This is a genomic window from Exiguobacterium sp. Leaf196 (genome assembly GCF_001423965.1).
Lineage (GTDB): Bacteria > Bacillota > Bacilli > Exiguobacteriales > Exiguobacteriaceae > Exiguobacterium_A.
Genome location: NZ_LMPV01000007.1, coordinates 139,071 through 151,979, shown reverse-complemented (window position 1 = coordinate 151,979; position 12,909 = coordinate 139,071). Strand labels below are relative to the sequence as shown.

Sequence of the window (12,909 nt, the reverse complement as noted above, 5' to 3'; positions counted from 1 at the left end):
GCGTCGATTGTGGAAAGCCGGGTTCGCCATGCTGTTCAGATTGTACGGCGTGGCGGCAACAAGGGCTGACGCTCCAGACGACACCTCTTTATCTGTACAATGATGCAGCCAAGGAATTCATGCGTCGGTTCAAGTTTCTCGGAGATACTGCGTTGCTTGAGATGTTTACCGATGACTTGAAGAAGGTAAAAATCAAACAAGCTGTTCTTGTTCCGATACCGTTAAGCACCGAGCGTCTCGCAGACCGTCGTTTCAATCAAGCGGAGTTGATCGCACGCCAGATGCGTGGGAAAATCGCGCCGTATTTGAGTCGTTTGGAGGGTCCTGCCCAAAGTAGGGCAGGACGACAGGCTCGGCTTGCGCGAAGTAATCCGTATTGCGTGACAAATGATGTCAAAGGGAAGAACATTGTGCTCGTCGATGACGTCTACACGACAGGTGTGACTCTTCGGCAAGCGATGTTTCGACTGAAGGAAGCAGGCGCAAAAGAAATTTCTGCTGTAACTTTATTTCGAAGTGTTTAAGAAAGCGACAATCCTGCCGATACTCTGTATGAGGTGAAAGAAATGGATGTCATCAATTGTAAATCTTGCGGAAAGTTAGTCGTGCGTCAATCTTCAGAACTGTGTATTGATTGCATACGAAAGGATCATACGGATTTTGAGAAGGTGCGCGAATTTCTGCGAGAACGACGAAAAATCCGGACTTCACCTAAAGATGTCGAGATCGGAACGGGTGTCAGTCAAGATACCGTCTTCCGTTACATCAAGGAAGGGCGCTTATTGATCTCCGAGATTTCCCAAATGGAAATCATGTGTGAGAGTTGCGGGAAGCCCTCCCGTGAAGGCACGATTTGTGCCGCATGTCGTGATCGTTTACGACGTGACCTCGCCCAGGCGATGCTTGACTCTTCTGACTCTTCGAAACCAAGGACGTATCGGACTTGAACTAAGAATCTTGTAGTCTAGAAAGCAGGTGTTCACATGCGAATTGATTCTACGAAATGGGTGAACATGCCCAAAACGTACGAAAGAACTCAATCAGTAGAAGGAACAAAAAACCAACGCACGAACCGTCCGGACGAAGTCAGTATCTCAACAGAAGCGCGCGCGCGTTTCAATGAGACACAGACGTCACGGACTGAAAAGATTGAATCCCTCAAGCAGGCGATCCAGGATGGAACCTATAAACCGGACGCGAAAAAAATCGCGGAACGTTTCTTGAACCTGTAAGCGGGACATCGTAGAAAATGGAGGCGACTCGGGGCACGGATGCGCGGGTCGTTTTTTATATGAATGGAACCTTTTTAATTCGGAAGGAGAAACCGAATGCAACTCATCAATCAACTCAACGAGGCGCACGCTCAATTGCTCGCGCTCGCAGAAGAAAAGAAGCACGTCTTGATTGCAAACGACATGCGTCGCTTGTCTGAAATCGTCAAGGAAGAACCGGTACATATCAAGCGGATTGAAGCATTAGAGCAAGAGCGACTTGCACTCATGGGTAGCGTGACGATGACCGAATGGATCGAGACGCACCCGGAAGATATCGACTCACTCCGGACATTGTTGCAGACGATCGGTCAGTTGCGGCAGCTGAATGCACTGAACGCAGAGTTGCTCGAGCAATCGTTGCACTATTTGGATTGGCATCTCCAACTCTTGATTCCAGAAGCAGACGACTTCACATATGGTCAGTCCGCACTGAACCAGACACACTTTAACCGAAACGCGTAAGGAGGAATACGGATGGGATCGACTTTCATGGGGCTTGAGACAGGACGTCGGGCATTAACGACGAACCAGTGGGCCCTGCAATCGACTGGAAATAACATTGCGAACGCCGGTACGGAAGGATTCTCTCGTCAGCGTCTCGTCATGGGAACAACAGAACAGCTTTCGATATCGCTTGGATCTGGCCGAAATGGTCAAGTCGGAACGGGTGTCCGCGGAGAAATGATCGAGCGGATTCGTGACATCATGCTCGATAAGCAATACCGGGATGAAGTGACGAAAGTTTCCTATTACGGTACAAAGGAAGCGGCTTTCGGACGGATGGAAGATATCATCAATGAACCGTCGGATACGGGTCTTGCGAAGGCATTCGACGGATTCTGGGAATCACTTCAGACTTTGTCGACGAATCCGCAGGACTCGGGTGCGCGCAGTGTCGTCCGGCAAAAAGCAGAGACGCTCGCACAGACCTTCAATTACATGTCGAAGGCAATCAATCAGGTCAAATCAGACTTAAAAAGTGAAATCGATGTCTCGACGAAAAAAGTCAATGATCTCTTGCAAAAAATCCATAACATCAATACGGAAATCCATGTCGTCGAACCGCTCGGTACCTTGCCGAACGCGCTCTATGATGAACGTGATCGCTACTTTGATGAACTTGCTCAATATGTCGATTTCGAAAAAGTGACGGTAGATGCTCAGGCGATTGAAACAGGGAAGATGGGGAACGCGTTACGCAATGCAGAAGGACGTATTGACGTCAACATCAAGTTTCCGAATGGGGACAAGCTGCTTGCGGTCGACTCCGACTTACCGAAAGCAGGAACACTAACCTTCACGACGAACGATCAAGGACTATACACAGGCTTCAAATCGGAGACACAAACCTACACGTTCGATCAGCTAGGCGGTTTCGCAACAGGTCGTTTGACAGGATTGATCGAGATGTACGGGCAAGAACGAAACGGTCAAGCTGTCGGTGAATACGTCAAGATGGAGAGTCAACTTGATGAGATGGCGAAGACCTTCGCCGATGCATTCAACACCGCGCACGCGACGAACTTGAAAAAAGACGGGACGGCGGGATCGAACGCGTTCTTTGCTTCGACAAGTGGCGACATCACGGCAGCAACGATTTCTGTCGGTACGGACATCAAAGCGAGTCTCGATAACATTGCGACGTCGACGGACGGAAACATCGGTGACAGCCAAGGTGCGCTGAAACTAGCGAAGATGAAGACGGCAAGCATTACGTTTACGAAGTCGAACACGACGACAACGATCGGCTCGTTCTATCAAAACGTCATCGGCAACATGGCAGTCTCGACCGAACAAGTCGCGCGCCTCGGGAAGAGTGCCGCTGTCTTGATGGAGAGTGCGGATCAACGCCGTATGTCGATGTCTGCCGTCTCGATCGATGAAGAGATGACGATGATGATTCAGTATCAACACGCTTATAATGCAGCAGCACGAAATATTACGACCGTCGATGAGATGCTCGATAAAATCATCAACGGTATGGGACTCGTAGGACGGTGATGAATAGATGAGAGTAACACAAACGATGTTGACGAAAACAAATATCGGGCACTTATCCTCTAGCTATCAGCGCTTGAGCACGCTTCAAGAGCAATTGATCAGCGGGAAGAAAATTCAGCGTCCATCCGATGATCCGGTCGTCGCGATGCAGGGCGTGCGTTACCGGACGGAAGTAAGAGAAGTCGAACAGTTCAAGAAAAATGCCAGTGAAGCAACGGGCTGGATGGACTTGACGGATTCGGCCCTTAACGAAGTCACGTCGGCGATGAGCCGGATTCGTGAGTTGACGACACAGGCGGCGACGGATACGTATGATGCGACACAGCGTAAAGCGATCCAAAGCGAGGTCGGTCAATTGATCGAACACATCGGGACGCTCGCGAATACGAAATACAATGAAAAAGGGATCTTCAACGGGACGAAGACGGATACGGAATTCGTCTCGATGGACGGATTGCGTGATTACTTAGCAAGTGCTTCAGGTCCTGTTGACGATGTCTTCACGGATGGAGATCCGACAGGTAAGGAGACGGAATCGATTCAATATGAAGTCTCTTCCGGTATCGAGGTCCAAGTCAACATTTCGCCACTTAGCGTCTTTGGACCGGGAACGTTCCAAACGTTGAAAAAAGTCTACGATGCCCTAGGGACGAATGCTGACAATAATGGAGCTGCTTTATCCGGTATGTTGAAGGATATCGATGAGATGGTGAACGGCACGGTCGAGACGCGTGCGGATCTCGGGGCACGGGTTAACCGGATGGATTTGAACACGTCACGGCTCGAGGATCAGGAAATCATCGCAAAGACGGTCATGTCGGATAACGAAGACATCGAGGCGGAAAAAGTCATTATGGAACTGAAGTCGTACGAAACGTTACACCGAGCGGCTCTCAGCGCCGGAGCACGAATCATTCAACCGACGTTACTCGATTTCCTACGATAAGGGGTGAAGGCAGATGAATCTTCCACATCTTGAAATGCGTCAGACGGCAGCACGAATCGGGATGAACATCACGCGTCCGCAAATCGAGCAGAAGCAGACACCTGCCTCCCTTTCGATCGAACAGCCTCGCGGGGAACTGTCGATTGAAACCGTCGCGGCACGTCTTGAGATCGATTCGACACAAGCCTGGATCGAGATGGGGCGTATTCCTGCGCTCGAGTCCGTTCGGCAGTACGCTGCCTACGGTCGACAAAAGGGACAGGAAGCGGTCGCGCAGAGAGCTTCGGAAGGGGATCAACTGATGCGGATCGAGCAGGGTGGGGGAACGGTCGCGCGGATTGCAAAAGCTAACGACGCACCGCCTGCCGAAGTGACGACACTCGGATTCATCCCGCGGAGTCTTGATCGGGTCAAGACGACCTTTACACCGGCGGAAGTCCGATTGAGCTACACCGCGAATCGTCCGAAGATCGATGTCGAAACGCATCAACCGGAGCTGACCGTAAAAGACGGACAGGTCGAGATTTTCTTACAAGAACAAAATCAATTGAATATGTGGCCGGTTGGTGGCATATTCGACGGGGAAGGATAACGACATGCAAATCGAAACCGATTTTTTTGGAACTATCACGATTGACGAGACGGAAATCATTACTTTCGCGTCCGAATTACCAGGTTTTCCGGACGCAAAGCGCTTCATCCTGCTCCCGTTCGGAGAGGGCGTACCGTTTTGGTCGTTTCAATCGATTGATCAGCCGGAGTGTGCGTTCGTCGTGACGAACCCCTTCTGGATTGATCCGGAATACGTCTTCGAGTTACCGGACGCAGCAAAAGAACAGCTCGGGATTGAGGATACGGCGCAAGTCGCTGTCTATACGACGGTCACGTTACGAGATCCGTTCACGACGTCGACGACGAACTTACGGGCACCCTTCGTCATGGAGACGAAACAACGACTCGCGAAACAAATCATCTTAGACGATACATATACGAATCGTCATCTGATCGGCAGCCTGACGGAAGTAGGTGGTCGCTGATGCTGGTACTCAAACGAAAGACGGGAGAAGCGATTCAAATTGGTGATGACATTGAACTGACAATTCTTGCGATTGAAGGCGATCAAATCAAGCTCGGTATCAAGGCACCGCGACAGGTCGACATCCACCGGAAGGAAGTCTACTTGTCGATCCAAGAAGAGAACACGGAAGCCTCCCGTAGCACAGGGTTGATCGGACAACTCTTGAAACAACAGGAAAAATGATTCCATTTGAATGTCATTGGAACGTATTTTTCTTGTGAACGATATGCTTCAAACGAGGATGAAAAGACTCCCTTTGCCTGAATCTAGCGCAAAGGGAGTCTTTCTTATCATGAAACGAATGCTGAAACGCGTTGAATCGTGTATAGTAATGGAGAGAAAAGAAACCTTTTGAGCCAAAGAGGGAGTTGTCAGGAATGAATGAGACGAAGCAGCTGAAAAAAGACGCGAACCGAGTATTGAAAGCGACGAGTCGCACCTTCTATATCCCGATTAGTCGACTATCGCAAGACTTACAGGAAGCGGTCGGTGCTGCTTATCTATGCATGCGCGCCATCGATGAGATTGAAGATCATGAAGACTTGGCGACGGACGTCAAGACGATGTTGCTCCGGGAGACGGCATTGTTGATGCGGGGCACATTTTCCGCTACCGCCTATCTTGAGTTAATTGCGCCGTATACGGCACACCTACCAGAAGTGACCCTTCGTCTACCGGAGTGGATCGCCTATTGTCCGGCTGCGATTCGTCCGAAAGTGCTCGATTCGACGGCTGAGATGGCAGAAGGCATGGCGGTCTGGGCTGAGCGTGACTGGACGGTCGAGACGGAAGCGGATCTTGATGAGTACACATACTATGTCGCGGGACTTGTCGGTGTCATGTTATCCGACATCTGGTACTGGAAGGCTGGTATCGTCACCGATAAACAGCAAGCGATCGGATTCGGTCGTGGTTTGCAAGCCGTCAACATCCTTCGTAACCAACAGGAAGATGCGGAGCGTGGTGTCGGCTACTTCCCACCTGGTTGGACGACGGATACGATGTTCGCCTATGCGCGTGAGAACCTTGCAGAAGCCGATGCGTACCTTGCGTCCATTCCGAAGGAGACGACGATTTATGAATTCTGTCACATTCCACTTGCACTCGCACATGGAACGCTGGATGCCCTTGCAAAAGGGAAAGAAAAACTGAGTCGTCCGGAAGTCTTGAAGATCGTCGGCGCCGCCGTACTAAAACGATAAGCACAAACGAACAGCCGCCCGTTTCCGTCAAGGAAGTGGGCGGCTGTTTTTAACGTAATAGATAAAAAGCGAGTCCAATCAAGGCAGAACCCGTCCAAATCAAAGCGATCGTCCGTCCATAGGGCAAACGATAACCGACGCAACGGGAGACGAGTAGTCCGATCGTCATCACCGTCAACGCGACAAACCAGGTCAAGAACACAGATAGCTGTTGCATGTGTCTCTCCTTCCATCAATGCAAGTCAGACAGATAGGTCAACACTTTATCTTCATACGCCTTCCGGTCATGCGCGTATGACTGGACGTGTCCGCCGTTTTCCGTCACGTAGAGTTCCGAGCGCGGAGCAGCTTTTTGGATCTTCATGCTTTCCGTGACGGGAATCGCATCATCATCCTTCCCGTGAATCAACAGGATCGGGTACTCGATCCGTCGAACCGCTTCAATCGGTTTAACCCGTTCTGGATTGAGGCCAGTCAGAGGTGGCGTGATCTCCAGGATGATCGGGGTGAACGGGAAGTTCGGTAATCCGCTCCAGACAGGCAGATTCGTTGCGAGATAGTTCTCGAGATCGCTAAACGGACTGTCGGCGATGACACCGACGACGTCCGCCTTTGGAGCGGTCACGAGTGATGTCGCAGCGCCCATCGAGATACCGTAGAGGACGACTGGTTTTGAAGACCGCGACTTCGCGTAGCGAACGGCCGTCAGCAAATCATCTTGTTCCTTTGCACCGACCGTGACGCGTTTTCCGTCCGATTCACCGGATCCCCGGAAATCAAACGTCAAGACATTATAGCCGGCGTCGTGGAACTTCTTGAATAACGGGAAGACTGGAACATCTTCTTGCTCCCGGTTCTTGCCGTAACCATGGGCGAAGACGACCGTCAGTTTTGCGTCCTCGCTAGGCATCCACCAGCCAGACAAACGTGTCCGGTCTTTATAGGAGCGGAAGGTGACGTCCTCATAGTCGAGTCCTTCCGCTTTTTTCGGTGTCGTCGTCAAGGCTTCGCGCTCCGGTTGCGTCAACGATGAGCCGACATAAGCGGAAATCCCGATGACGACGATGACGGCAAGCGTCACGATGACAATCACCCCGCCGATGATTTTCTTACGATGTTTTTTCCACACCCGTGTTCCTTCCTTTCGTTCGGTTAATGGATATCTTTTTTCTTGAAGCGACCGCCGTGGACATCATGGATGTTGCCGATCGCAATGAAGGCTTGCTCATCGAAGTCGCGGACGATGTCTTTGAGTTTCGATTCCTCGAGGCGACTGATGACGCAAAAGATGACTTTTTTGCCGTCGCCGGTGAAGGCACCTTCTCCGTTTAAGTACGTCATGCTTCGACCAAGTCGGTCCATGATTGCAAGACCAATCTCTTCATAATTCTCCGAATGATCCAGACACTCTTCGACTGATCGAGTCCATCGATGACGACATCAATCGTCTTGAAAGCAACGAAATAGGTGATCAACGAGTACATCGCCCGGTCCCAACCGAAGACGAATCCAGCGGCGCCGAGGATGAAGACGTTGAAGAACATGACGATCTCACCGACTGAAAACGGTGTCGAGCGGCTGAAGGAGACAGCGAGAATCTCGGTTCCGTCGAGTGAACCGCTCGAACGGATGACGATTCCAACGCCGATTCCAAGAATCAAGCCACCGAAGACGGTCGCGAGCAAATCCACGCTCGTCAGCGGACCGATGTGTTCGAGGAGTTTCGTTGCGATCGCCATGACGAAGATTGCGTATAACGTCGATAGGGCGAACGTCTTTCCGATTTGTTTGTAGCCAAAAAAGATGAATGGAATGTTCAAGAAGAACAGCCATAAGGCGAGCGTCGTATCGGTCACTTTTGAGCCGATGATCGAGATTCCGACAATCCCGCCATCGATGATGTTATTTGGAACAAGGAATCCTTTCAGTCCAAGCGCGAAGATGATGGCACCGATCGTCAGCATCAGGAATCGTCGAAAAAGCTGACCTTTCGTAGAACGGCGATGATGTTTCGTAGGTAGTGGTGACTGCATGCCATTCCTCCCTTCTGAAGTAAAACGCTTTACGATTACTATAACAAAAAAGCACGAAGACGTGTGTGAACGTCTTCGTGGAGAGGTCAAGGGCGATATCGTAACGACTGGAAGAAGCGCATGATCTGTTCTGCTTCGATCGGATTCGTATATTCACCGATGTATTGATTATCTTGTTGTCCGGTGATCGTCACCGTACAGGAGACGAGTTGAACGCCTTCACTCAAGCGAATCTCAAACGTTGCGTCCGACAACGGTAACAACGTCTTTGACGAAAAATAGAGTGCCCGCGTACTCGTTTGATGCGCTTCAATGTCTGAGAAGGGCAGTTCGAACGACTGGGTATGATGTGTCAGCATGCGAACTTTCCCAGAGACGGAAAAACGGGGGATGGTATCGCTCGATAAGGAACAGGCTTCAATTGGATACAAAATCTCCCGCAGGAGGAACGATTCCATGACATCCGCTGGAACCGGGCGACTGAATAGATAGCCTTGGATACTCGGACAATTGAGCGTCCGAAACGTATCGAGCTGACGGAGCGTCTCGATGCCTTCCGCGACGACGGTCAGATTGAACTCACCTGCCATATAGAGAATGCTTTTGACGATCGCTTGGGCTTTGGCGTCATCCGTAATGTGGGTCGCGAACTGCCGATCAATCTTAATGACGTCGATTGGATACCGTTGCAGGTAAACCATTGAAGAATAGCCTTTCCCGAAGTCGTCGAGTGCGATCCGAACACCGATCCGGCTGACGTATTCGAGCGTCCGGCTCGTCATCGGATCATCCATGATTAAAGCCGCTTCCGTGATTTCAAGTTCAAGTAACTCAGGCGCAAGATCGTACGTCGACAGCATCCGCTCGATATGGTGTTCGAAGCCGGGGATCAAGAATCGTTTCGGTGAGACGTTGACGGAAATTGGAACAAGCTCTGCTCCAGTCGCCTTCCAGTCTTGCATCGAACGGCACGCCGTCTCGACGACCCAGTCGCCGATTGCGACATGTAAGGCACTCTCTTCGGCAAGCGGAATGAAATCGTTTGGTGGAATGCGTCCCCATTCCGGGTGTTGCCAGCGAATCAACGCTTCTAAACCGACAATCTTTCCTGTCCAGCTGTCGACTTTTGGCTGATATTCGAGGAACAGTTGATTACGTTCGATCGCGTAATGTAAGTCCTGCTCGAGCCGGTAGCGCCGGTAATAATCGATATCGAGATTCGATGCGTAGTGGTGTATCGTACTATGATTTTCACGACGCGATCGTCGTAAGGCGGTATAGGAATGCTTTAACAATTCGACGGCGTCCGTACTGTCTTCCGGATACCGGCTGACCCCGACCGAGATCCGCGCAAACAAGGCATACGGTTCAATTGAGATCGGTGTTTCCGATAAGTCGAGCAATGACTGCGCACATGTCGTCACGTCTTGTTTATAGCTCGTCGGTACGAGCAAGGCGTACTCATCGCCGCCAAGGTGCCCGAGAAACGTCTCGTCCGGTTTCGTTTGTTGTAATAAAGCTGCCGTTCCTTGTAACCATTGGTCACCGGAACCGTGTCCAAAGGCGTTGTTGATCTCAGCGATTCGGTTGAAGGAGACGGTGAGAACGAAGAACGATTGATTCTTTTCTTGCCACGCGTCGATTGTCTCGATGAGCGCTTGCCGGTTTGGCAGGCGCGTCACGGCGTCACGCAAAGCGAGCTGTCGTAATTGTTCCTCGTACACTTTTTGAAGCGTGATGTCATGCATGATGCTATTCGTATAGGCAATCGTGCCGTCCAGTTGGAAGACCGGGATCTGTTGGTCCTCGATCCATTTGATACGACCATCTGGAAAGTGAAGACGGTACTGAATCGTTCCCGCCTGACCGTCGACTAACCGTCCGATGAACTGTTTCATCGCCGCATGATCGCGAACGTCTAATCGTTCGAATAACCATTCGTGACTAAGGATTAAGTCCTGCGGTAACTCTTCGAAGATGTGCAGGAACCCTTGTGAGTGAAAGAGAATTCGCCCCGAAATTAAGTCAATTTGCGAGATCGCGGCATTGACGGCTTCGTAGATTTCACGCGCCTGCGCCCGTTCCGTGACGAGTTGACGTCGTGCCTCGTCGACTTCCGATAAATCATACAGGACGACCGACAGATGATTCGGATGGTGCGGACGGTGAAAGGCTTTCAAGCGTAACAGCTGATAGGTATCGTCAGCCGTCAGCAGGGAGACTTCCATTTCAAAGCGTTCCTTTTCATTCGCAATCAAACGTTCCATCTCGAACTGAAGCGGATCGAAGTCACGTGGATGAATCCGACTGAACAGTTGTGCTTGATCGAGTGTCGTCGCATCGACTTCTGAAAGGCCTAAAAAATGCAGTAAGGCAGGGGAGAATTCGATCGTCTGCTTTTGAACATCAAAATGGAAGACGATGAGTTCCGGAATCTGTTCCGTCAGTTCGAGTTGAGAGCGAATCGACGTGACATCTTCTTCGAGTTGTGTCTCACGTGTGATATCACGCGCGACACCATAGACACCGATGACTTGTCCATCTTGTTCGACTGGCATGTTCGTGATCTTCAATGTGACCCGGTGTTGATCAGCGTGGAGTCCTTGTGCCGTATAATGAACGGTCTCGCCACTTAAGGCACGTGTGAAAAAGGCAGTCACCGCTTCGATTTGATCTGGCGGATTGAACACTGCGAAATGCTCATAGAGCGTCTCAGCGGAATAACCGAGCATGTCTGGTAACTGTTCATTGAAATAGATGATCGTTCCAGAGGCATCGAATAAAAAGATTGCATCTGTCTGTTGCTGAAAGAAGGCTTCCGCCGTTTCCGGACGGGACACTTCAAGTCCACCGATATAGAGTGGGGCTTTGTCGGATTGACGAATCCGATTCATCGCTTCATGAAAAGCCATCCACGTCACCTCCTTACAATACTAGCGTTCTCTTTACTAGTATCGGGTGTAGGAAATGGAAATTGCAACCTTCGTTCAAGAAATAGACTTATTTTTCAAAAAAGTGAACCAGTATATGAAAATCACGATCAAAAGACATCTGTCCTAAATGGAACAGAAAAAAGCCGAAGCTCTCATGAAGGAGCTTCGGTCGAAATCTTAAATCGCTAAATCGACGGACGTGTCACTGGCATTTGGGTCCGCATCCGTTCCTTGATCCGGTGCACCTGGTCCCATGTCACCGTCCGGACCATGTCCGTGTCCTCGACCATGACCATCGCGCTCTGGACCTTTTTTGAGATCATCGTAGCTTGAGGCTTCGTCAGCTCGAGACTGGATATGTTCCTTGATCTGCTTCGCTTGTTTGTCTGTCAGCTTGCCATCTTTGACTTGTTGATCAATCGCAGCAGTTTGTGCTGTCAGGACGGCTTTCTCGAAATCGGCGTAAGCGATCTTGTTCGCTTCCGCGAATTCAGGCAAGGATTGCTCTGCAGCTTCGAATTTCGCTTCATCGAGTCCAAGTGCTTTTAAGATTGCGGATGTCGAGTCACCGAAGACACCACCTGGTCCATGGTCACCACGCTTACTGTGATCACCGCGATCCGGAAGATCGTCGTAGCTCTTCGCGTCCTTGTATTCCTCGGTCAGACGAGACTTGATTTCCGTTGCTTGTTTTTTCGTCATCTTTCCATCTTTGACGAGTTGGTTGAGTTCACTTGTCTGCGCCGCAAGCAATGCTTTTTTGTAGTCGGCGACCTTGATTGACTGTGCCTTCGCATACGCAGCAAGCGATTGATTGGCAGCATCGAATTTCGACTGGCTCAGTCCAAGTGCCTTCAAGACGTCGGCGATCAATGATTCATTGAAGAAACCTGGTCCGCCGTGGCGACCCATCGGCAGCTTGTCTTTGAGTTCAGCGTAGCTCTTGACGCCACTGAACCGGTCCGTTTGGCGCTTCAACATGTCGTCGGCTTGCGATTGTGTTAAATCACCTGATTTGACGAGACTTGCCAGTTGTTCCTTCGCTGCTGCGAGTTCCGCTTTTTTATAATCAGCGAACGAGATGCCTTTTGCTTTTGCGAGATCAGCGATCGATTGTCCTTTCTCCCGGGCAGCATCTGCCTCGGCTTGTGTCAGGTTCAATTTTTTCAAAAGTAACGTCATGTCGTGCTTTTTCATACCTTCGAAGTGGTGCCCGTGTTTCGCTTGTTTTGTCGTCGTGCTCGAGTCGTCGTTCGTCGCAGCGTAGGCTGACGCGCCTCCGACTGTTAATGCGCTAATTGTCAATGCAGTGATCCATTGTTTTTTGAATGTCATGGGATGATCACTCCTTTCACCTTTTATGGTAGAGGGTCACGAAAGAGAAGTTGTGAGGAAGTTGCAAAGAAACTGCGAAGAAAGGCAAATCTGGACAAAAAGGCGCT

14 protein-coding genes and 1 pseudogene are annotated in these 12,909 nt (G+C 50.5%); 10 read left to right on the top strand and 5 right to left on the bottom strand.

The annotated features are described in order from the left end of the window. The first annotated feature begins 119 nt into the window (after positions 1-119). From ASG02_RS15825 to ASG02_RS10055, 10 genes are all read left to right on the top strand, one after another. Positions 120-524 (top strand): ComF family protein, encoded by a 405-nt coding sequence (locus ASG02_RS15825; protein WP_235514027.1) that lies wholly within the window; start codon positions 120-122, stop codon positions 522-524. 144 nt (positions 525-668) lie between these two features. Continuing rightward, positions 669-947: a hypothetical protein gene (locus tag ASG02_RS10095; protein ID WP_156359001.1), complete on the top strand. Its 279-nt coding sequence runs from the start codon at positions 669-671 to the stop codon at positions 945-947. 36 nt (positions 948-983) lie between these two features. Then, entirely contained in the window at positions 984-1,232 is a 249-nt protein-coding gene (gene flgM, locus ASG02_RS10090) for a flagellar biosynthesis anti-sigma factor FlgM (protein WP_035410118.1), read from the top strand. A gap of 96 nt (positions 1,233-1,328) precedes the next feature. Continuing rightward, a complete protein-coding gene (locus ASG02_RS10085; RefSeq protein WP_056063071.1) occupies positions 1,329-1,736 on the top strand; it encodes a flagellar protein FlgN in 408 nt (135 codons plus the stop codon). A 12-nt stretch (positions 1,737-1,748) separates the two neighbouring features. Next, entirely contained in the window at positions 1,749-3,275 is a 1,527-nt protein-coding gene (gene flgK / locus ASG02_RS10080; RefSeq protein WP_056063068.1) for a flagellar hook-associated protein FlgK, read from the top strand. 7 nt (positions 3,276-3,282) lie between these two features. After that, positions 3,283-4,221, top strand: coding sequence for a flagellar hook-associated protein FlgL (gene flgL / locus ASG02_RS10075; protein WP_056063065.1), 939 nt, complete (start codon positions 3,283-3,285; stop codon positions 4,219-4,221). 13 nt (positions 4,222-4,234) lie between these two features. Then, positions 4,235-4,813 carry a DUF6470 family protein gene (locus tag ASG02_RS10070; protein WP_056063062.1) on the top strand — a complete coding sequence of 193 codons (579 nt, stop codon included), beginning with the start codon at positions 4,235-4,237 and terminating at the stop codon, positions 4,811-4,813. 4 nt (positions 4,814-4,817) lie between these two features. Then, positions 4,818-5,258 (top strand): flagellar assembly protein FliW, encoded by a 441-nt coding sequence (gene fliW / locus ASG02_RS10065; RefSeq protein WP_056063060.1) that lies wholly within the window; start codon positions 4,818-4,820, stop codon positions 5,256-5,258. Next, a complete protein-coding gene (gene csrA, locus ASG02_RS10060; protein WP_035410102.1) occupies positions 5,258-5,482 on the top strand; it encodes a carbon storage regulator CsrA in 225 nt (74 codons plus the stop codon). The genes fliW and csrA overlap by 1 nt, the downstream gene beginning before the upstream one ends. 194 nt (positions 5,483-5,676) lie before the next feature. Further along, on the top strand, positions 5,677-6,501 hold the full coding sequence (locus tag ASG02_RS10055; protein WP_035410098.1) for a squalene/phytoene synthase family protein: 825 nt from the start codon (positions 5,677-5,679) through the stop codon (positions 6,499-6,501). Between the two features lie 49 nt (positions 6,502-6,550). On the opposite strand, the gene ASG02_RS15605 is transcribed toward ASG02_RS10055, so the two are convergent. The 5 genes and pseudogenes from ASG02_RS15605 to ASG02_RS10035 all read right to left on the bottom strand — a co-directional run bounded on the left by ASG02_RS15605 (position 6,551) and on the right by ASG02_RS10035 (position 12,802). Next, a complete protein-coding gene (locus ASG02_RS15605; RefSeq protein ID WP_156359000.1) occupies positions 6,551-6,718 on the bottom strand; it encodes a hypothetical protein in 168 nt (55 codons plus the stop codon). A 15-nt stretch (positions 6,719-6,733) separates the two neighbouring features. Continuing rightward, a complete protein-coding gene (locus ASG02_RS10050; RefSeq protein WP_056063057.1) occupies positions 6,734-7,630 on the bottom strand; it encodes an alpha/beta hydrolase in 897 nt (298 codons plus the stop codon). Between the two features lie 23 nt (positions 7,631-7,653). Further along, positions 7,654-8,534 (bottom strand): annotated as a pseudogene (locus ASG02_RS10045) (YitT family protein). A gap of 86 nt (positions 8,535-8,620) precedes the next feature. Continuing rightward, positions 8,621-11,446, bottom strand: coding sequence for a GGDEF domain-containing phosphodiesterase (locus ASG02_RS10040; protein ID WP_056063054.1), 2,826 nt, complete (start codon positions 11,444-11,446; stop codon positions 8,621-8,623). Between the two features lie 198 nt (positions 11,447-11,644). Beyond that, a complete protein-coding gene (locus ASG02_RS10035) occupies positions 11,645-12,802 on the bottom strand; it encodes a hypothetical protein (protein ID WP_056063051.1) in 1,158 nt (385 codons plus the stop codon). Positions 12,803-12,909 lie beyond the last annotated feature (107 nt).